The sequence below is a fragment of the Quadrisphaera sp. GCM10027208 genome, assembly GCF_042658805.1.
Taxonomy (GTDB): domain Bacteria; phylum Actinomycetota; class Actinomycetes; order Actinomycetales; family SCSIO-59966; genus SCSIO-59966.
The window spans coordinates 436,420-455,303 of record NZ_JBHSRC010000003.1; the positions used below are offsets into that span (position 1 = coordinate 436,420).

Consider the following 18,884-nt stretch of genomic DNA (forward strand, 5'->3'; position numbering starts at 1 on the left):
GGGGCGGGCCCTCAGCCCGGGCTGTCCCCGTGCACCGCGCCGTCCCCGCGCACCGAGCCGTGCACGTACACCGAGCCGCCGAGCTCGACGAACTCCTGGGACTTGGCGCGCATGCCGTCCACGAGCGCGGACTCGTCGTCCAGGCCGTGCTCCGCGGCGTACCGGCGCACGTCCTGGCTGATCCGCATCGAGCAGAACTTCGGCCCGCACATCGAGCAGAAGTGCGCGGTCTTGCTGGCCTCGGCCGGCAGGGTCTCGTCGTGGAAGGCCTCGGCGGTGTGCGGGTCGAGGGACAGCGCGAACTGGTCGTGCCAGCGGAACTCGAAACGCGCCCTGGACAACGCGTCGTCCCAGTCGCGGGCCCCCGGGTGCCCCTTGGCGACGTCCGCGGCGTGGGCGGACAGCTTGTAGGTGACCACTGCGGTCTTGACGTCGTCCCGGTCGGGCAGCCCCAGGTGCTCCTTGGGGGTGACGTAGCACAGCATCGCCGTGCCGTGCATGGCGATCACCGCCGCACCGATCGCGGAGGTGATGTGGTCGTAGCCGGGGGCGATGTCGGTGGTCAGCGGTCCGAGCGTGTAGAACGGCGCGCCGTGGCACCACTCCTGCTGGAGGGTGACGTTCTCCGCCACGAGGTTCAGCGGCACGTGCCCTGGGCCCTCGACCATGACCTGGACGTCGTGCGACCACGCCCGCCGGGTGAGCTCGGCCAGGGTGCGCAGCTCGGCCAGCTGCGCCTCGTCGTGGGCGTCCGCCGTGCAGCCGGGCCGCAGCCCGTCGCCGAGGGAGAACGACACGTCGTACCTGGCGAAGATCTCGCACAGCTCGTCGAAGTGCGTGTAGAGGAAGTTCTCCTCGTGGTGGGCCAGGCACCAGCCGGCCATGATGGAGCCGCCGCGCGAGACGATCCCGGTGACGCGCTGCGCGGTCAGCGGCACGTACCGCAGCAGCACCCCGGCGTGGATGGTCATGTAGTCCACGCCCTGCTCGCACTGCTCGATCACGGTGTCGCGGAACACCTCCCAGGTCAGCCGGCTCGCGTCACCGCCGACCTTCTCCAGCGCCTGGTAGATCGGGACGGTGCCGACCGGGACCGGGGCGTTGCGCAGGATCCACTCCCGGGTGGTGTGGATGTCGTCGCCGGTGGACAGGTCCATCACGGTGTCCGCGCCCCACGTCACCGCCCAGGTGAGCTTGTCCACCTCCTCGGCGATCGAGCTCGTCACGGCCGAGCTGCCGATGTTGGCGTTCACCTTCACGAGGAACCGCCGGCCGATGACCATCGGCTCGGCCTCAGGGTGGTTGACGTTCGCGGGGATGATGGCCCGGCCGGCCGCCACCTCGGAGCGCACCAGCTCGACGTCGCAGCCCTCACGGAGCGCGACGTACTCCATCTCCGGGGTCACGACCCCCCGGCGCGCGTAGTGCATCTGGGTGACGGTGCCGGTGCCGCGGCGGGGCCGCCACCGGGGCCCTCGCCACTGCTGCCGGCCCTCGCCGCGGCGCACGGCGGCCTTGCCGTCGTCGACGAGCTGCGGCCGGCGGCCGTCGTACTCCTCGGTGTCGCCACGCTCGGCGACCCACGCGGCGCGCAGCCGCGGCAGGCCGGCCTCCGGGTCGCCGCCGGGGCCGGCGGTGGTGTACCGGTCGAACGTCTCGCCGTTGGTCAGGGCGACCCGGGTGAACGGGACGCGCAGGTCGGGGCGGGTACCGCTGCGGTGGACGGTGCTGTGGCTGGGGTGGAGGTGCATCAGCTCTCCTGAGGGTTTCGCGGGTAAGGGTCTCGCGGGCACGTGTGGGCGACGGGGCCGTGGCCACGGCCCAGGTGCCAGCCGGCGCTGCGGCGCAGTGCTGCCGCGACGAAGGACTGGGCCGCGGCGGCGGCGTCCACCAGTGGCCGGCCCCGGCCGAGGTGGACGGCGAGGGCCGCGGAGAACGTGCACCCGGTGCCGTGGTCGCCGGTGGTGGGCACGGTGGGGTGCTCGAGGACCCGCACGTGCCCCCGCTCGTCGACGACGACGTCGCGGCAGGTGGCCGCCCCGGGGTCGCCACCGGTGAGGACCACCGCGGGACCGAGGGCGTGCAGGGCGAGAGCGACGTCCTCACGCGCCTCGTCCGGGCCGGCGCCGACGAGCCGGCGTGCCTCGTCGTCGTTGGGGGTGACGACCGTGGCCCTCGCGAGCACGTGGTCGCGGTAGGCGGCGACCACCGCCTCGTCACCGAGCTCGGCGCCGCTGGTCGCCACGAGCACGGGGTCGACGACCAGGGGCAGGTGCGCCGGCAGGCCGGTGACGACCCTCGCGACCTGCGCGGTGCCGAGCATGCCGGTCTTGACCGCCGCGACGGGCAGGTCGCCGAGCACCGCGTCCACCTGGGCCTGGACGTCCTCGGCCGACAGCTGGACGACGCGGTGCACACCGGTGGTGTCCTGGGCGGTCACGGCGGTGACCGCGCACGTGCCGTGGGCACCGAGGGCCGCGAAGGTGGTCAGGTCGGCCGCCACGCCGGCCGCGCCGCCGGAGTCGGTCCCGGCGACGGTCAGCGCGACCAGCGGGGTGCGGGTGCGTGTCACCGGAGGACCTCCGCGATCCCGGCGAACGCGGCGGCCGGGTCAGCGGCGCGCATGACCGCTCCCATGACGGCGACGCCGTAGGCGCCGGCGTCGCGCACCGCGGCGGCGTTGCGGGCGTCGACGCCCCCGAGGGCGAACACCGGCACGTCCCCGGCGAGCCGCACCGCGCGGCGCACGCCGGCCGCTCCGAGGGGCGGGCCGTACCCCGGCTTGGACGCCGACGCGCCGACCGGCGAGATCGTCAGGTACGCCGCTCCGCCGCCGACGGCTCGGGCGACCTCCTCGTCGTCGTGGCAGGAGCGTCCGTGGAAGGCGGCCGGCCCCGCGTCGGCAACCTGCTGTGCCGCCGCAAGGTGGACGCCCGCGGCCCCCTCCAGCCAGGTGCGTGCCGTGATCGTCGTGACCCCGGTGGCGCCGACGGCGCGGGCCAGCTCCTGGCGCTCACCGCGGGGCAGGTCCAGCTCGCGGAGCACGACGGCGCCCAGTCCCGCCTGGACGCACGCCGTCACGGCGCCGACGAGGTCGTGGCCGGCGGGCAGCTGGCGACGGTCGGTGAGGACGAGCACGCGAGGGAGCCTCACGTGCCGACCCGCCCGGCCATGGGGCTCGACGCACGGGCCGTGGCGAGCCGCGGGATGCGGCCGGCGAGCCGGGCCAGCTCGCCGGCCTCGACCGCCGCGCGCAGGGCCGCGGCCATCTGCACCGGCCGGTCCGCGCGGGTGATCGCCGTGGCGGCGAGGACGGCGTCACAACCGAGCTCCATCGCCAGGGCGGCGTCACTGGCGGTGCCGATGCCGGCGTCCAGGACGACGGGGACCGCCACCGCGGCGCGGACGGCCTCGATCGCGTGCGGGTCGTCGATGCCGCGGCCGGAACCGATGGGTGACCCGAGCGGCATGACGGCGGCGCACCCGACGTCCTCGAGCCGCCGGGCCACCACCGGGTCGGGGGTCGTGTAGGGCAGCACCGTGAACCCCTGGTCCACCAGCGTCTCCGCCGCGTCGAGCAGCTCGACGACGTCCGGCAGCAGACTCGTCTCGTCGCCGACGACCTCCAGCTTCACCCAGTCCGTCTGGAGTGCCTCACGGGCCAGCTGGGCGGTGAGGACGGCCTCCCGGGCGCTGAGGCACCCTGCCGTGTTGGGCACGACGCGCACGCCGGTGTCGCGCAGGGCGTCCAGGAGCCCGCCGCTGCCCTGGTCGGACGTGCGCCGGATCGACACGGTGACCAGTCCGGGGGCAGCGGCGGCGACGACGTCGCGCACCGTGCTGATGCTCGTCAACCCACCGGTGCCGACCCACAGGCGGCCGGGCAGCTCCACCCCCGCCAGCTGCATCGGGCTCACCCTCCTTGGTAGGCCGTGACGACCTCGACCACGTCGCCCGGTGACAGCCGCGTGCTGCGCCAGGAGGACGCCGGGACGACGGCACCGTTGACGGCGACCGCGACCCCCTGGGCGGAGGGCACGAGCTCGTGCAGCGTCGTGCGGTCGTCCACGACCCGCGGCTGCCCGTTGAGGGTGATGTCGATGCTGCTCGTGGCGTCGGTGCTCATGGCGTGGTCGGTGCTCATGGTGTGGTCGGTGCTCATGTGGTGAGGGCCCTCCCCTGACCGGTCGGTGTGACGTGCTGCGGGTGGGTGAAGCGGCTCGGGACGAAGGGCCGGGCGACGGCCGGCACGTCGGAGCCCTCGACGTGGGCCCGCACGGCCTGGGCGGTCACCGGGGCGAGCAGGACGCCGCCGCGGTAGTGGCCGACGGCGAGCACCTCGCGCACCGGGCCGCTGTGGGCGCGCGGCCCGATGAGGGGCCCGTTGTCCGGGGTGCCGGGCCGGTGCCGGGCGGTGATCTCGAGGACGCCGGCGGTCTCCAGCCCGGGGACCAGGGTCCGTGCTGCGTGCAGCAGCCGGACGACGGTGCCGAGGCCGGCGACGGGCTCGGCGTCGTGCTCCTCCTCCGACGCGCCGACGACCACCTCGCCGCCGGCGCGAGGGACGACGTAGACCGGCTGGCCGTGCACCCGGGCACGCAGCACCCGCGACGGCGGGTCGCCCGCCCGCAGCCGGATCGTCTCCCCGCGCACCGGACGCACCTGCGGCACCGCGGTCCGGGCCTCGGCACCGGTGGCGACCACGACGGCGTCGCAGTCGAACCGGGTGCCGTCCGCAGTCACCACGCCGGCGGCGTCCACGGCCGCTCGCGCCGCCACGAGGCGGTCACCGAGCAGCTGCAGCAGGGCGCGCACCACCTTGCGGGGGTTGACGTTGTGGTCGTCCGGCAGGAGTGCCGCGCCGGCCACGCGGGACAGCGTGGGCTCCTGGGCCCGCGCCTCTCGCGGGCCGAGCTCCTGGAAGCGCAGGCCCTCGGCTGCCAGCACCTCGAGCGAGCGTCGGACCTGCCGCAGGTCGTCGTGGTCCTGCCCGACCAGCAGCGTGCCCGCGGTGCGCAGGTCGACGTCCACACCGGAGGCCGCGCCCAGTCGCGCGGCGTACTGCGGCCACAGCCGGGCCGAGGCGACGCCGAGCCGGAGCAGGTCCGCCTCGCCGTGCCAGGCCTCCCCGGCGGGGGCCAGCATGCCGGCCGCGGCACGGGTCGCCCCGGCGCCGGGGTCGGGGTCGAACACCCGCACCTCGTGGCCGGCGCGGGCCAGCTCCTCGGCGCAGGCGAGGCCGACGACGCCGGCGCCGATCACGGCCGCCCTCATCCGCGTGCGACGGCGTCGACGAGCCCCCTGGCGGCGAGCTCGGGCCGGGGGGACCGGCAGATGGCTGAGGCGACGGCGACGCCGTAGGCGCCGGCGGCCATCACCTCGGGGACGCGCTCGGCGGTGATGCCGGAGACGGCGATCGCGGGCAGGACGCCGGCAGCCTCACGCAGGGCGTCCAGGCCGATCGGGGCCGGCAGGCCCGCCTTCGTGGTGGTGCGGTGGACCGGTCCGACGCCGGCGTAGTCGGCGCCCTGCGCCCTGGCGTCCTCGGCGTGCCCCGCGTGCCGGCAGGTCCCGCCGACGAGGAAGCCTGGTGGGGCGAGACGCCTGGCCTCCGCGACGGGGAGGTCGTCGAGCCCGAGGTGGACGCCGTGCGCCCCCGCGGCCAGGGCGATGTCGAGCCGGTCGTTGACGATCACCGTGGCCGGCGTCCCGGCGAGACGGTCCACGAGCGCCCGGGTGAAGGCCAGGACCTCGCGGTCGGGCAGCGACTTGGCCCGGACCTGGACGGCGTCCACGCCGGCCTGGACGACCGCCTCCAGCACGGTCAGCGCCAGGGCGTCGTACGACGGGAAGTCGGTGATGCAGTGGATGCGGGGTAGCACGTCGCTCCTCACTTCCTTCGCCGGCATGACCCGGATCAGGTTCAGCGGTCGGAGCGGCTCCAGCTCCCTCTCAGCCCGATGCCTCGGACTCCCGCGGTGGAATCGCGACAAACGTAGCAGGCGGGCGGGTGGGTCGTGAAGAGGTCAGAACAGGGCGTTGGCCAGCGCCCTGCGGGCGGCGAGCACCCGCTCGTCGTCCGGGCCGACGACCTCGAACAGGTCGAGCATCCGCCGGCGGACGGTCTCCCGCTCCTCACCGGAGGTGATCCGGACGAGGTCGACGAGCCGGGTGAACGCGTCCTCGACGTGGCCGCCGAGCACGTCGAGGTCGGCGCAGCGCATGCCGGCCTCGACGTCCGTCGGGTCGTCCGCAGCGGCCCTGCGGGTGGCCTCGGGGTCCAGGTCCCGGGTCCGGGCCATCAGCTCGACCTGCGCGAGGCCCGCCCGGGCGTCGGCGTCCGCCGGGCTCTCGGCGAGTGCCCGGCGGTAGGCGTCCGCCGCAGCCTCCAGGTCGCCACGCTGGATGGCGTCGTACGCCTCCTGGTGCAGCGGGGGCAGCGGCGCCGGCTGGTCGTCGGCCTCACCGGCCTGCTCGGTACCGTCCAGGGTGCCGGTCACGCCGTTCTCCGCGGCGACCCGCAGCAGCTCGTCGAGGACCTGGCGCACCTGCGGCTCCGGCACGGCTCCCTGGAACAGCGGGACGGGCTGGCCGCGCAGGATGGCCACGACGGTGGGGATGGACTGCACCTGGAACGCCTGGGAGATCTGCGGGTTGGCGTCGACGTCCACCTTGGCCAGCAGGAACCGGCCGCCGTAGTCCTCGGCCAGCCGCTCGAGCACCGGGGACAGCTGACGGCACGGGCCGCACCAGGTGGCCCACAGGTCGACGACGACCGGCACGGTCATCGACAGCTGGACGACGTCGGCGAAGTCGGCCTCGGTGACGTCGCGGACGAACCGCCCGCCGCCGCCGGAACCCGACGACGGCGCCTGCTGGCTGAGGCGGGACAGGTCGACGGCGCCACGCAGGTCCAGGCGCGGTCCGGGCTGGCTGGGGGGCTGGGTCATCGGGGGAGGTCCTCTCCTCGGGTCCGGTTCTGCAGTGTGGTCGGTGCGGTTCGGCGCGGGGCGGTGGGGGTCACGCGGGACGGTGGGGGTCAGGTGGCGGTCGCGGCGAGGACGGCGCGCTCACCGCCGAGCACCGTCACCGGCTCCGACGAGCCCTCGGGCGGGACGGCGAAGGCGACCATCTGCAACGAGGTGACCGTCGCCGCCTCGGTGGCCTCCTCGGTGCCGGCGAGCACGGCGAGGTCCTCCGGCAGCGGGAGCCGGGCGCCCTCGGCGGTGACGGCGAAGGCGCGCCTGCTCTCGATCGCCCCGAGGACGACGGCGCCCCCGTCGCTGGTGCGCAGTGCCCACACCTGCCCCTCGCGGGGGGTGTGCGTGACGTCGTAGTCGAAGAACTCACTGACCGCCTCCCGCTCGGCCTCCTGCTCAGCGACCACCTGGGCGCGCAGGACGTCGTCGGCGAAGAACTCCGCGTGCTCGCTGTCGTCGCCGAGGGCGAGGGCGTCGGCGTAGCGTGCGACGACCTGCGCCGGAGCGGCCACCAGGCCGCTCTGCTCGGCCGGGTCGAGGGCCTGCACCGGCTCCCCGGAGGGCAGCTCGGGCAGGGTCGTGCCCGGCAGCATCGTCACCCAGGCGGTCAACCGGTACATCTCCCGCGGGGACTCCTGAGTGAGCACCTGGAGCTGTGGGGCGGCGTCCGGCGCCGGACGCGAGGCGGTGAGGAACCACCGCGGCCACCCGTCGGCCTCGGGTGCGGCCGTGAGCAGCAGCTCTCCGCCGAGGTCGGGGAGCTCCGGGCGGTCCTCGAGCTGACGGCGCAGCGTGTACCGGGCGGTACGCACCTCGAGCGCCGGACCGGTCACCCGGGACTCCAGCGGCGCGGCGTCCAGGGCCTCGTCCCCGGAGGCGAGGACGTCGAGCACCCGCTCGCGCACCATGACGGCCTGCCCGTCGTCGACGACGGGCACGGGCTCGGTCACCTCGACCGGGCGCGGCTCGGGCAGCGGCTCCTGCGCGCACCCGGCGAGCAGCGCGCCGGCGGCCAGCCCGGCGGCGGCAGCGCGAAGCACGGAGCGGCTCACCGCTGCACCTGCCGGTCGTGACGGGGGCGGCCGGCCCGCACCGGGGACAGCTCGCCGCGCACCCACATCCAGGCCAGCGCGGCGCCCCCGGTCCCCAGCAGGACGCCACCGAGGACGATGAGCGGGACCGACCACGGCGTGGTGACCTCCCGCGGCCACGTCAACGTCAGCCGTGCGGGGCCGGGGACGGTGCCGTTCGTGGCGGCGAGCAGGGCCCAGCTGCCCGGCGGCGGGTCGTAGACGAACGTCGCACCACCGGTCCCGACCTCCTGCTCGGTCCACAGGTCGGAGGTGGTGCCGGGGTCCGGCACCTCCGTCTCGCCGTCCACGGTCCGGACGGCGAGCCTCTCCGGCGTCCGCAGACCGCCGATTCTGGCGTGGGCAGCGCCGTCCACCCACGCCTCGACGTCCGCGGTGCGGCCGACGGCGAGGACGACCGGGGTGTCGTTCTCACCGGCCGTGACCGTCACCGTCACCGGGCCCTCGCGCATCTCCAGCACGCCCGGCTCGGTGACGGCCAGCGGGACGTCGGAGGGCAGCGTCGCGGTGGCGCTCACCTCGTCCTCAGGCAGCCACACGGTGCGCTGGGCGATACCGACCGCGAGCGCGGCGACCCCGGCCAGCGCGAGCAGCCCGGCCAGCACGGCCAGCAGGACGCGTTGCACGGGTGCTGCTCCTCGGGGTCGGGCTCGGGTCGGGGTCGGGCCGACGATCAGGATAGGTGGGCGTCACCAGGCCGGCGCGCCGCGGTCGGACGCCGCGGTCGGACGCCGTGACCCGGGACGGCGAACCGTGGCGACGGACAGTGAGGGCACGGGCACGACTCGTCAAACCGTGGCCGGGGTGCACCGGTGAGTCTGACGTTTCCGCCACGGCCGGACGCCGCCCCACCTACCGTCGGCGAGGACGGGGCAGACGTCCCGGACCGGACGAGACGGAGGCACCAGGGTGGGCACGACGACGGACCGGCAGGCACCGGTGACCCAGCCGACAGAGGCAGCCCAGGCGAGCCCGGCGGCACCCGCGAGACGGGCGGCGGTCTTCGGCCGGGCGGGGACACAGCCCAAGCCGTGGGGGCACGAGGTGCTCTTCGCTCTGGTCGACGGGTGCTACGCCGGCAAGCTCATCACCGTGCACGCCGGTCACTGCCTGTCCTGCCAGTTCCACCGGGAGAAGGACGAGACCCTCTACGTCGTCTCCGGCCAGGGAGTCGTCGAGCACGGCCCGGACGCCGAGCACCTGGAGGCCGTGGTGGTCCGCGCCGGCGACACCGTGCACGTCCCGGCCGGGGTGGTGCACCGGGTCGCGGCGACGACCGAGCTCGTCGTGGCCGAGTGCTCGACCGCGGCGCCGGGCTGGCGCGAGGACGTCGTCCGGCTCAGCGACGCCTACGGCCGCGCGGGTACCACGGCTCCGTGAGGGCTCAGATGCTCCGTGAGGGCTCAGAACCGGGCCGGCTCGGTGTACCCGCCCCACTCCTGCTGCAGCGCCCCGCAGATCTCACCGAGGGTGGCCTCGGCCCGCACGGCCTCCAGCATCGGCTCGACGAGGTTGCCGTCGGTGCGGGCCACCTCGACCATGCGGCGCACCGCGGCGCGCGCCGCTGCGTCGTCGCGAGCCTGCCGGCGCTGCGCCAGCACCCGGACCTGCTCGCGCTCGACCTCGTGACTGACGCGCAGGATCTCCAGCTCGCGGGCCGTCGTCTGCGTGTGGCAGTTGACCCCGACGATCTTCTTGTCGCCCTTCTCCAGCGCGGTCTGGTAGGCGAAGGCCGCGTCGGCGATCTCGCCGGTGAACCAGCCGTCCTCGATGCCGCGCAGGATCCCGGACGTCATCGGCCCGATCTCGTGCTCCACGACCCCGTCGGCGTTCGGCGTCCGGCCCTGCTCCCCCATCCGGCGGATTCGCTCGAAGATGCGCTCGGCCTCGGCCTCGAGCCGGTCCGTGAGCGCCTCGACGTACCAGGACCCGCCGAGAGGGTCGGCGACGTTCGTGACACCGGTCTCCTCCATCAGCACCTGCTGGGTCCGCAGCGCGACCTCCGCCGACTCCTCCGTCGGCAGGGCGAGGGTCTCGTCAAGGGCGTTGGTGTGCAACGAGTTCGTGCCGCCGAGAACGGCGGCGAGCGCCTCCACCGCCGTCCGGACGACGTTGTTCATGGGCTGCTGGGCGGTGAGTGACACACCGGCCGTCTGGGTGTGGAAGCGCAGCCACTGCGCCTTGTCGGTCCTGGCGCCGTAGACGTCTCGCAGCCAGCGCGCCCAGATGCGCCGGGCCGCACGGAACTTCGCGATCTCCTCGAAGAAGTCGACGTGCGCGTCGAAGAAGAAGGACAGTCCGGGGGCGAACACGTCGACGTCCATGCCGCGCGAGAGCCCGAGCTCCACGTAGGCGAAGCCGTCGGCGAGCGTGTACGCCAGCTCCTGGGCGGCGGTGGAGCCTGCCTCGCGGATGTGGTAGCCGGACACCGAGAGCGGCTTGTACGCGGGGATGTTGGCCGCGCAGTACTCCATCAGGTCGCCGATGAGACGCAGGTGCGGCTCCGGCGGGAACAGCCACTCCTTCTGCGCGATGTACTCCTTGAAGATGTCCGTCTGCAGGGTGCCGTTGAGGGTGCGGATGTCGACACCCTGCCGCTCGGCGGCGACCAGGTACATGCAGAACACCGGGACGGCGGGCCCGGAGATCGTCATCGACGTGGTGACGTCCCCGAGCGGGATGCCGTCGAACAGCACGTCCATGTCGGCCGCGCTGTCGACCGCGACGCCGCAGTGCCCGACCTCGCCGAGACTGCGCGGGTCGTCGGAGTCGCGGCCCATGAGGGTCGGCATGTCGAAGGCCACGGACAGGCCGCCACCGCCGCGCTCGAGGATCATCCGGTAGCGCTCGTTGGTCTGCCGCGCGTTGCCGAACCCGGCGAACTGCCGGATGGTCCAGGTGCGGCCGCGGTAGCCGGTGGCGTACAGGCCGCGGGTGAACGGGAACTCCCCGGGCCAGCCGATATGGTCCATCCGCGGGTCGCTCGCACCCTCCGGCGGCCCGTAGACCGGGTCGACGTCCGTCCCCGACAGCGTGGTGAAGTCCGCGTCCCGGACCTTTCCGCTCGCCAGCGCGGCGTCGTACCGCTCCTGCCAGCGACGTCGTCCGGCCTCGATCTGCTCCGCGTCCATGCCGCCAGGTTACTCGGACGTCCGACTATCCGGGAAGTCTCCGGCGCCGATCCGCACCAGCCGCAGCAGCCCAGTGAGGTCGGCGCGCTGCCGGGCGTCCAGGGCCTCCAGGCCGAACTCGATCGCGTGCAGGCGCTCGGTCGCCCGCGCGGCGACGTCCCGGCCGGACGGCGTGATCCTCGCCAGCGTGCCGCGCCCGTCACGAGGGTTGGGCACCCGCTCGACGAACCCGGAGGCCTCCAGGCGGTCGACGATGTTCGTGACGCTCGTCGGGTGCACCATGAGGCGCTCGCCCACCTTGGACAGCGGCAGCTCGCCGGCCGAGCTGAACACCAGCAGGACCAGTGCCTCGTAGCGGGCGAACGTCAGCCCGAGCGGTTTGAGGACGGCGTCGAACCGGGCCAGCAGGAGCTGCTGGACGCGCATCACCGACGTGGCCGCGGCCATCGCGTCGTGCGGGCTGTCGGCGCCCCAGTGCTGGCACCACAGCTCCTCGGCGCGGGCGACCGGGTCGAACGAGAGCCTGGGCCTGGGCACGGCCGTCACGGTACCCGCGCGCAGGCCGGCGTCCGGTGCAGCCGTGACGGATCACGATCCGGTCTCGACGGGAACCGGGCCGACGTGGCCGGCGTCACAGCGGTGCCCGTCGTCGAGGAGGAGCCATGAGCAGCCCGACCGATCCTGTCCCGGACGACCGGCGCCGTCGCGTGACCCGACGGGCCGTCGTCGCCGTCGCGGCCGCCACCGCCGGGCTTCTCGTCGTCCCGGCCCTCACCGGCACCGAGCCGGAGGCCGCCGCCGCCGAGCTCGTGCCGTTCACCGGCTGCGACGACGTCGAGCAGTGGTACCGGGACCAGGCGCTCGACCTGGTCGGGCCGTGGGGCCTGCAGGGACCCGACGCCGGCGGCAGCTGGCTCGGGCGCGTGCTCGGCGCGCCGGGCGGTCAGGACGACGCGCTCGCGGGCATCGCCGAGGACGCCGCCGAGAGCGCCGCCGAGGCCGCCGACGGGGTCACCGGCGGCGCGGTCGGCCCGGGCGAGACGGGAACCAACGTCCAGGAGCAGGGCGTCGACGAGCCGGACCTGGTCAAGACGGACGGTCGCCGGGTCGTGACCCTGTCCGGCAACGCGGTGCACGTGGTCGACACCGACGGCGGGCGGCTGCGCTCGACCGGCTCGGTGTCCCTCGACGGGCAGTGGCTCAGCGAGCTGCTGCTGCTCGGAGACCGCGCCCTCGTCGTCGGCCAGGGCGAGCCGCAGCCGGTCGAGCCGGCGCCGCTGCCCGAACCCGGCCTGCCCGAGCCGAGCGAGGACGGCGGCTCCGACGCCGTGGTGCCCTCACCGCCACCCGTCGAGTCGTGGGCACCGACGACCGTGCTGTCCGTCCTCGACCTGACGGCCGACGGTGGTCCCCGCCTCGTGCGCACCGAGGAGGTCGAGGCGTCCTACCTGTCCGCGCGCGTGGTCGGCGACGCCGTCCGCGTCGTCCTGGGGTCGACACCGGCCATCCCGTTCCCCCAGCCGGAGTACGACGCCGACGGCAGCATCGACGAGGACGCCGCGGAGGAGGCGAACCGGGCGGCGATCGAGAGCATGACCGCCGCCGAGTGGCTGCCGCAACGCGTCGTCCGGGACGCCGACGGCTCGGTGCTGTCCCGCGAGCCCGCGGTGGACTGCGCCTCCCTCGCCCACCCCGTCGACCCGGCGGGGCTCGGCACCGTCACCGTGCTGACGCTGGACGCCGGTGCGGCCGACGTCCCGACGGTGGACACCGACGCCGTGTCGGCGGACGGCGGCATGGTCTACGCCTCGGCCGACCGGCTGTACGTCGCCACCACCCGTGGCGGCTGGGGCTTCCCGGTGCCGGTCGACGTCCGCATCGGGACGACCGTGGTGTCGAGCTCGACGCAGCTGCACGGCTTCGACATCACCGACCCGGCGCGCACCGAGTACCTCGGGTCGGGCTCGGTGCCCGGCTGGCTGCTCGGCCGCTGGGCGATGAGCGCGCAGGACGGCATGCTGCGCGTGGCCACCACCGCGGAGTCGGCCGAGCACGGCACCGAGGCCGTCGTCACCGTGCTCGCCGAGCGCGACGGGGATCTGGTCGAGACCGGCTCGGTCGGCGGGCTGGGCAAGGGTGAGGAGATCCGCGCCGTCCGCTGGTTCGGCGACCTCGCCGTCGTCGTGACGTTCCGGCAGACCGACCCGCTGTACACCGTCGACCTGTCCGACCCGGCCGCCCCGGCCGTGGTCGGGGAGCTGAAGATCCCCGGCTACTCGGCGTACCTGCACCCGCTCGGCGACGACCTGCTGCTCGGGGTGGGCCAGGACGCGACCGAGACCGGCCAGGTCACCGGGGCGCAGGTGTCGTCGTTCGACCTGCGCGACCTGGCGGCGCCGGCGCGGATCGACACACTCACCTACCGCGACGCGTGGACGGACGTCGAGGGCGAGTCCCGCGCCTTCAGCTACCTGCCGGAACGCCGGCTCGCGCTGCTGCCGCTCGCGGCGGGCGGCAGCAGCGGCGTCGTCGGGGTGTCGGTCGCCCGCGACGGCACCCTCACCGAGACCGGCCGCTGGACGACGGACCGCGAGGCGTGGGTGCTGCGCGCCACGCCGGTCGGTGAGCGCGTCGTCGTCCTCGCCGAGGGTGCCGGTGACGGTGGCCGGACCCTGACCCTGCTGGCGACGGATGGCCTCACCGAGCTCGACACCCTCCCCCTCCCCCCTCGGTGATCACTCCCCTGTTCGTGATCATGCAATCCCGCCACCCCCCACGCCCGCCGCCTGCCCGGACCACGCCGCGCCGGGACCGCTAGCGTGCGTCCGTGGCGCGATCGACAGCGCCCGGACGCCGTGGTCCGGGCAGGGAGGAGCTCCTCCGCTACGTCGGCGGCACCGTCCCGCCCGTCGCCGCGCCCGGTCTGCGGGTCCTCTTCTGCGGCATCAACCCAGGACTGTGGACGGCGTGGACCGGGTTCCACTTCGCCCGTCCGGGGAACCGGTTCTGGCCGGCACTGCACCGCTCCGGGTTCACACCGCGGCAGCTGGCGCCCGCCGAGCAGCACGAGCTCCTCGGCCTCGGCCTGGGCATCACGAACGTCGTGGAGCGGGCGACCGCGACGGCGGCCGAGCTCACGAAGCAGGAGATCCGGGCGGGCGGCGAACGACTCGTCGCCGACGTCCAGCGATGGGCCCCACGGTTCGTCGCCGTGCTGGGAGTCACGACGTACCGCACGGCGTTCGACGACCGGACGGCGTCGGTGGGGCCGCAGGAGCGGCGGCTCGCCGGCGCGCGGGTGTGGCTGCTCCCGAACCCCAGCGGCCTCAACGCCCACTACTCGCTCGACGCGCTGAGTGACCGGCTGGCGGAGCTGCGACGTGCGGTCGAGGGCTGAAGCAGCCTCAGTCCAGGCACAGGCAGAACGGGTGCCCGGCGGGGTCGAGGAACACCCGGAACGTCGTCCCCGGCTGGTGGGCGTGCCGTGTCGCGCCGAGCGCCACGACCGCCCGTTCGGCGGCGTCCAGGTCGTCGACGACGACGTCGAGGTGCATCTGCTGCGGCAGGTCCTGGCCCGGCCACTGCGGTGCCCGGTAGTCCGTCACCTGCTGGAAGGACAGGCACTGGCTGCCGTCGGCCGGGCGGACGTCGGCCCAGTCGTCGCCGGCCTCCACCGTCCAGCCGAGCAGCTCGGCGTAGAAGCGTGCCAGGACGGCGGGGTCCGGGCAGTCGAGGACGACGGACGGCGAGCGGGCGACAGCCATGTCCGGAAGGTAGCCGAGCCGGCGGGACGAGACTAGAGCCGCGCGGACGTCATGGGGGCACCGGCGACCGGGTCAAGGGAGATCCTCGCCCCCCCATCCGTGATCATGCAATCCCGCCACCCCACCCCGATCCACCCCCGACACCAGCTGACCCCTATGGCGCGCCAGCGAGCGCGACCCGACGACCAGCCGCGCTGACGACCAGCCGCGACCTGGCTACCGGCCTGGACCCGTTTCGCCCTCGGCCCGCTCCAGCGCGGCCTCGAGCCGGTCGAGCTTGCCCTGCAGCTCACCGGTGCGGCCGGGGCGGATGTCGGCCTTGAGCACGAGCGAGACCCGGTTGCCGTGCCGCCCGACCGCCTCACAGGCGCGCCGGACGACGTCCATGCACTCGTCCCACTCCCCCTCGATGCTGGTGAACATGGCGTCGGTCCGGTTCGGCAGTCCCGACTCCCGGACCACGCGGACGGCGTCCGCGACGGCGGCGCTGACGGAGTCACCGGTTCCGGACGGTGCGACGGAGAACGCGACGATCATGCGCCTCACTCTGCCAGGAAGCGCAGGACGTCGACAGCGTCGTCCTCGAGGGCAGCGAGGTTGTGCGCCGACACCTGCTCCAGCGGAGTCAGCGACACCCGGCCCCGCACGATGGTCCACGTCGCGACAGCACGGCCGCCGACAAGAGCGAACGGGCGAAAGACACCGTTGCTCGTCACCAGCGACCGGTGTTCTCCGACGATCGGCTCGCGCGAGCGCCACCCCGTCAGAAGCGGATCAAACGCTCCGAGCAGCCGTGGGGGCGGCAGCGGCGGCACGGGCCCCCTGCGCGCCACGTCCACCGACCCGTCCTCCATCTCCACCAGGTCGCGCAGGGCCCGCACTCCGCGCCTCGCCTCGCCGAGCCGGATACCGGCCCAGCGCGCCAGGTCATCCGCGGTCGCCGGCCCGTGCCCGGCCAGGTACCGGCGAGCCAGCTCGGCGAGTGCGACGTCCCGCTCGAGCGGTGCGGGCGGTCGGCCCAACCAGTCGCGGGTCAGCACGAAGGCCTGCTCCTCGTCGTCAACGGGGCCTCGGACGACGTGACCCCGCAAGGTGGCGAGGAGCAGCACGTGCACGAGGGCCTGCCCGGCGACGGGAACTCCCACTGAGGCGACGACGTCCCGCAGCTGCTGCCTGCTGCGCGGACCACCCTCCAGCGCTCGCACCACCGCCTGCACACCGCGTTCTGCCGCCTCCGGCGACACGCCTTCCTGCCGCAACCGCCTCACGTTGGAGGACACCTGCGGCGCGGTGGTCAGCTCGTGCAGCCACCAGTAGTCCTCGGCACGCACGAGGTGCAGGGTGCCGCGGTTGAGCCAGCTCACGACGACAGAGCGGTCCTGCGTGAGCGCACGGTCGACGTCGGACGCGCGAAGCCCCGTGGACCTCACCCGGACGGCAAGCCGCGCGCCGCGCAGGTCCTGGGCCTGGACGGCGAGCACGCGATCGACGACGCCGGTCACCGACGTCGCGAGCGAACCGCTCAGCAGCTGGGCCGCCAGCCGCTGCGCGACCGGGACAGTCACACCGACTGCCGGCGAGGCAGCGGCGGCTTCCAGCGGGGTGGTCGCGTCGCGATCAACCCGGTGACACCGTGCCGCGTCGTCATCGCGTCCCTCACTGGCTGTGGCCCGCACGACGACGCCAGCGCATCCGCGAGCTCAGCCTGCGACCGCGGCGACGAGGCGGTCGGCGGCTGTGTACGGGTCGAGATCACCTGCGACGACCTGCGCGGCGAGGTCGTCCAGACCGCGCCCCGAGCGCAGGTCGCCGATCCGCTCGCGCAACGCGGTGACGGCCAGCGCCTCGATCTCGTCAGCCGCGCGCCGGTGCCGGCGTCGTCCGAGCTCTCCGCTGGACTGCAGCCAGTCCCAGTGCTTGTCCAGAGCCTCCATGACGTCGTCCACCCCCTCGGACCGGGACGCGACCGACTTGACCACCGGCGGGCGCCAGTCCCCGGCCTGACGCCGCTCGCCGAGCGAGATCATGCCGCGGATGTCCCGCACGGTGGCGTCCGCACCCTCCCGATCGGCCTTGTTGACGACGAACACGTCGCCGATCTCGAGGATCCCCGCCTTGGCGGCCTGGACGCCGTCCCCCATCCCGGGCGCGAGCAGGACGACGGTCGTGTCCGCCGTCCGGGCAACCTCCACCTCGCTCTGCCCGACACCCACCGTCTCGACGAGGACGACGTCGCAGCCGCAGGCGTCGAGCACCCGAAGCGCCTGCGGGGTCGACCAGGCCAGACCACCGAGGTGGCCGCGGCTCGCCATGGAGCGGATGTAGACCTCGCGGTCCAGGACGTGGTCCTGCATCCGGATCCGGTCGCCGAGCAGCGCACCGCCGGAGAACGGGGAGGACGGGTCCACCGCCAGGATCCCGACCCTCAGGTCCCGGGCACGCAGAGCCGAGACGATCATGGACGTGGTCGTCGACTTGCCCACTCCCGGGGAGCCGGTCAGCCCGATCACCCATGCCCGCCCGGTGTGCGGGGCGAGCGCGGCCATCACCTCCCGCAGCTGCGGTGAGGCGTCCTCGACCAGAGAGATGAGACGGGCGACCGCCCGCGGTGACCCCTCCCGCGCGCGTCGGACCAGGTCGTCGATCGAGAGGTCGGCGCGGGCACCGGCCGCCAAGCTCAGGACCTCGGCACGCGGACGACGAGAGCGTCGCCCTGACCGCCCCCGCCGCACAGCGCCGCGACCCCGGTTCCGCCGCCCCGCCGCTGCAGCTCCAGTGCGAGGTGCAGGGTGATCCGGGCGCCGGACATGCCGATCGGGTGGCCCATGGCGATGGCACCGCCGTTGACGTTGACCTTCTCCGGGTCGAGGTCCAGCTCCTTGATGCTGGCCAGACCGACCGCAGCAAACGCCTCGTTGATCTCCACGAGGTCGAGGTCGGCGGGGGTGATGCCCTCCTTGGCGCAGGCCGCCTCGATGGCGCGCGACGGCTGGCTCTGCAGGGTCGAGTCCGGGCCGGCCACGACACCGTGCGCGCCGATCTCGGCCAGCCACGACAGGCCGAGCTCGGTGGCCTTCTCCTTGCTCATCACGACGACGGCGGCAGCGCCGTCCGAGATCTGGGAGGCGGACCCGGCGGTGATCGTGCCGTCGGGGCGGAAGGCGGGCTTGAGACGCGCCAGGGACTCGACCGTCGTGTCCTCGCGGATGCCCTCGTCGTAGCGGAACTCGACCGGGTCCCCCTTGCGCTGCGGGATGTGCACCGGGACGACCTCGTCGTCGAACAGGCCGTTCTTCCACGCCTGCGCGGCGAGCTGGTGGCTGCGGGCGGAGAACGCGTCCTGCTCCTCGCGGGAGAACTCCCGGTCGGCGCAGTTGGCGCCCTCGGTGAGCCCGCCCATCGCCTGGTCGGTGAACACGTCCCACAGGCCGTCGTAGGCCATGTGGTCGCGCACCGTGACGTCGCCGTACTTGTAGCCGGACCGCGACTTCTCCAGCAGGTGCGGCGCCTGCGTCATCGACTCCTGGCCGCCGGCCACGACGACGTCGAACTCGCCGGCGCGGATCAGCTGGTCGGCCAGCGCGATGGCGTCGATCCCCGACAGGCAGACCTTGTTGACGGTCAGGGCCGGGACGGTCATCGGGATACCCGCCTTGACCGCGGCCTGGCGGGCCGGGATCTGCCCGGCACCCGCGGTCAGCACCTGCCCCATGATCACGTAGTCGACCTGGTCGGGCGCCACGCCGGCGTTGTCCAAGGCGCCCTTGATGGCGACGCCGCCGAGGTCGCTGCCGGAGAAGTCCTTGAGCGAGCCGAGCAGCCGCCCCATCGGGGTGCGGGCGCCGGCGACGATGACGCTGGTGCGGGGGCTGGTCACGGGTACCTCCTGGGCGGGCACGTCACGGTGACGTCCACCCT

The 18,884-nt window shown here is 74.3% G+C and carries 20 protein-coding genes and 1 riboswitch; of the genes, 3 read left to right on the plus strand and 17 right to left on the minus strand.

Going from position 1 to position 18,884, the window contains the following annotated elements:
- Positions 1-11 precede the first annotated feature (11 nt).
- The 10 genes from thiC to ACFP6A_RS07490 form a co-directional block, all read right to left on the minus strand.
- Complete coding sequence (thiC, locus tag ACFP6A_RS07445; protein WP_379602793.1) at positions 12-1,751, minus strand: phosphomethylpyrimidine synthase ThiC; 1,740 nt, start codon at positions 1,749-1,751, stop codon at positions 12-14.
- The gene (gene thiD, locus ACFP6A_RS07450) at positions 1,751-2,572 is read right to left on the minus strand and encodes a bifunctional hydroxymethylpyrimidine kinase/phosphomethylpyrimidine kinase (RefSeq protein ID WP_379602795.1); all 822 of its coding nucleotides are present in this window, start codon (positions 2,570-2,572) and stop codon (positions 1,751-1,753) included. The genes thiC and thiD overlap by 1 nt, the downstream gene beginning before the upstream one ends.
- A complete protein-coding gene (locus tag ACFP6A_RS07455) occupies positions 2,569-3,153 on the minus strand; it encodes a thiamine phosphate synthase (RefSeq protein WP_379602797.1) in 585 nt (194 codons plus the stop codon). Before ACFP6A_RS07455 ends, thiD begins: the two co-directional genes overlap by 4 nt.
- Complete coding sequence (locus tag ACFP6A_RS07460) at positions 3,150-3,908, minus strand: thiazole synthase (protein ID WP_379602799.1); 759 nt, start codon at positions 3,906-3,908, stop codon at positions 3,150-3,152. Before ACFP6A_RS07460 ends, ACFP6A_RS07455 begins: the two co-directional genes overlap by 4 nt.
- Positions 3,909-3,913: 5 nt before the next feature.
- Positions 3,914-4,162, minus strand: a complete 249-nt coding sequence (gene thiS, locus ACFP6A_RS07465; RefSeq protein ID WP_379602801.1) for a sulfur carrier protein ThiS — start codon at positions 4,160-4,162, stop codon at positions 3,914-3,916.
- Entirely contained in the window at positions 4,159-5,274 is a 1,116-nt protein-coding gene (gene thiO / locus ACFP6A_RS07470; protein ID WP_379602803.1) for a glycine oxidase ThiO, read from the minus strand. The genes thiS and thiO overlap by 4 nt, the downstream gene beginning before the upstream one ends.
- A complete protein-coding gene (thiE, locus tag ACFP6A_RS07475; protein ID WP_379602805.1) occupies positions 5,271-5,882 on the minus strand; it encodes a thiamine phosphate synthase in 612 nt (203 codons plus the stop codon). Before thiE ends, thiO begins: the two co-directional genes overlap by 4 nt.
- Positions 5,877-5,987, minus strand: a riboswitch (TPP riboswitch). (Overlaps the previous gene by 6 nt.)
- 39 nt (positions 5,988-6,026) lie before the next feature.
- Complete coding sequence (locus ACFP6A_RS07480; RefSeq protein ID WP_379602807.1) at positions 6,027-6,950, minus strand: tetratricopeptide repeat protein; 924 nt, start codon at positions 6,948-6,950, stop codon at positions 6,027-6,029.
- 89 nt (positions 6,951-7,039) lie between these two features.
- On the minus strand, positions 7,040-8,032 hold the full coding sequence (locus ACFP6A_RS07485; RefSeq protein ID WP_379602809.1) for a hypothetical protein: 993 nt from the start codon (positions 8,030-8,032) through the stop codon (positions 7,040-7,042).
- Entirely contained in the window at positions 8,029-8,697 is a 669-nt protein-coding gene (locus ACFP6A_RS07490) for a hypothetical protein (protein WP_379602811.1), read from the minus strand. The genes ACFP6A_RS07485 and ACFP6A_RS07490 overlap by 4 nt, the downstream gene beginning before the upstream one ends.
- Positions 8,698-9,010: 313 nt before the next feature.
- Between ACFP6A_RS07490 and ACFP6A_RS07495 the strand changes: the two genes are divergently transcribed.
- The gene (locus ACFP6A_RS07495; protein WP_379602813.1) at positions 9,011-9,451 is read left to right on the plus strand and encodes a cupin domain-containing protein; all 441 of its coding nucleotides are present in this window, start codon (positions 9,011-9,013) and stop codon (positions 9,449-9,451) included.
- Between the two features lie 23 nt (positions 9,452-9,474).
- On the opposite strand, the gene ACFP6A_RS07500 is transcribed toward ACFP6A_RS07495, so the two are convergent.
- Both ACFP6A_RS07500 and ACFP6A_RS07505 read right to left on the minus strand, forming a co-directional pair.
- Positions 9,475-11,202, minus strand: coding sequence for a methylmalonyl-CoA mutase (locus ACFP6A_RS07500; protein ID WP_379602815.1), 1,728 nt, complete (start codon positions 11,200-11,202; stop codon positions 9,475-9,477).
- 9 nt (positions 11,203-11,211) lie between these two features.
- Positions 11,212-11,739 (minus strand): MarR family winged helix-turn-helix transcriptional regulator, encoded by a 528-nt coding sequence (locus tag ACFP6A_RS07505; protein ID WP_379602817.1) that lies wholly within the window; start codon positions 11,737-11,739, stop codon positions 11,212-11,214.
- A gap of 125 nt (positions 11,740-11,864) precedes the next feature.
- On the opposite strand from ACFP6A_RS07505, the gene ACFP6A_RS07510 reads away from it, so the two are divergent.
- Positions 11,865-13,937, plus strand: a complete 2,073-nt coding sequence (locus tag ACFP6A_RS07510; protein WP_379602819.1) for a beta-propeller domain-containing protein — start codon at positions 11,865-11,867, stop codon at positions 13,935-13,937.
- Positions 13,938-14,029: 92 nt separating this feature from the next.
- Positions 14,030-14,599 carry a G/U mismatch-specific DNA glycosylase gene (gene mug / locus ACFP6A_RS07515; protein WP_379602821.1) on the plus strand — a complete coding sequence of 190 codons (570 nt, stop codon included), beginning with the start codon at positions 14,030-14,032 and terminating at the stop codon, positions 14,597-14,599.
- Between the two features lie 7 nt (positions 14,600-14,606).
- Here mug and ACFP6A_RS07520 read toward each other — a convergent pair whose 3' ends face one another.
- The 5 genes from ACFP6A_RS07520 to ACFP6A_RS07540 all read right to left on the minus strand — a co-directional run bounded on the left by ACFP6A_RS07520 (position 14,607) and on the right by ACFP6A_RS07540 (position 18,843).
- Positions 14,607-14,966, minus strand: coding sequence for a VOC family protein (locus ACFP6A_RS07520; protein WP_379602823.1), 360 nt, complete (start codon positions 14,964-14,966; stop codon positions 14,607-14,609).
- Positions 14,967-15,182: 216 nt separating this feature from the next.
- Positions 15,183-15,503, minus strand: coding sequence for an MTH1187 family thiamine-binding protein (locus tag ACFP6A_RS07525; RefSeq protein ID WP_379602825.1), 321 nt, complete (start codon positions 15,501-15,503; stop codon positions 15,183-15,185).
- A 5-nt stretch (positions 15,504-15,508) separates the two neighbouring features.
- Positions 15,509-16,531: a winged helix DNA-binding domain-containing protein gene (locus ACFP6A_RS07530; RefSeq protein WP_379602827.1), complete on the minus strand. Its 1,023-nt coding sequence runs from the start codon at positions 16,529-16,531 to the stop codon at positions 15,509-15,511.
- 135 nt (positions 16,532-16,666) lie between these two features.
- On the minus strand, positions 16,667-17,641 hold the full coding sequence (meaB, locus tag ACFP6A_RS07535) for a methylmalonyl Co-A mutase-associated GTPase MeaB (protein ID WP_379602829.1): 975 nt from the start codon (positions 17,639-17,641) through the stop codon (positions 16,667-16,669).
- Between the two features lie 2 nt (positions 17,642-17,643).
- Positions 17,644-18,843, minus strand: a complete 1,200-nt coding sequence (locus tag ACFP6A_RS07540; RefSeq protein WP_379602831.1) for an acetyl-CoA C-acetyltransferase — start codon at positions 18,841-18,843, stop codon at positions 17,644-17,646.
- Between the last annotated feature and the right edge of the window lie 41 nt (positions 18,844-18,884).

What these genes read in the sequence shown, in the direction of transcription:
- ACFP6A_RS07480 (WP_379602807.1), bottom strand. Translation starts at nt 6,950, where the DNA reads ATGACCCAGCCCCCCAGCCAGCCCGGACCGCGCCTGGACCTGCGTGGC.
- ACFP6A_RS07510 (WP_379602819.1), top strand. Translation starts at nt 11,865, where the DNA reads ATGAGCAGCCCGACCGATCCTGTCCCGGACGACCGGCGCCGTCGCGTG.
- ACFP6A_RS07525 (WP_379602825.1), bottom strand. Translation starts at nt 15,503, where the DNA reads ATGATCGTCGCGTTCTCCGTCGCACCGTCCGGAACCGGTGACTCCGTC.
- ACFP6A_RS07520 (WP_379602823.1), bottom strand. Translation starts at nt 14,966, where the DNA reads ATGGCTGTCGCCCGCTCGCCGTCCGTCGTCCTCGACTGCCCGGACCCC.
- ACFP6A_RS07500 (WP_379602815.1), bottom strand. Translation starts at nt 11,202, where the DNA reads ATGGACGCGGAGCAGATCGAGGCCGGACGACGTCGCTGGCAGGAGCGG.
- thiO (WP_379602803.1), bottom strand. Translation starts at nt 5,274, where the DNA reads ATGAGGGCGGCCGTGATCGGCGCCGGCGTCGTCGGCCTCGCCTGCGCC.
- thiC (WP_379602793.1), bottom strand. Translation starts at nt 1,751, where the DNA reads ATGCACCTCCACCCCAGCCACAGCACCGTCCACCGCAGCGGTACCCGC.
- ACFP6A_RS07460 (WP_379602799.1), bottom strand. Translation starts at nt 3,908, where the DNA reads ATGCAGCTGGCGGGGGTGGAGCTGCCCGGCCGCCTGTGGGTCGGCACC.
- thiS (WP_379602801.1), bottom strand. Translation starts at nt 4,162, where the DNA reads ATGAGCACCGACCACACCATGAGCACCGACCACGCCATGAGCACCGAC.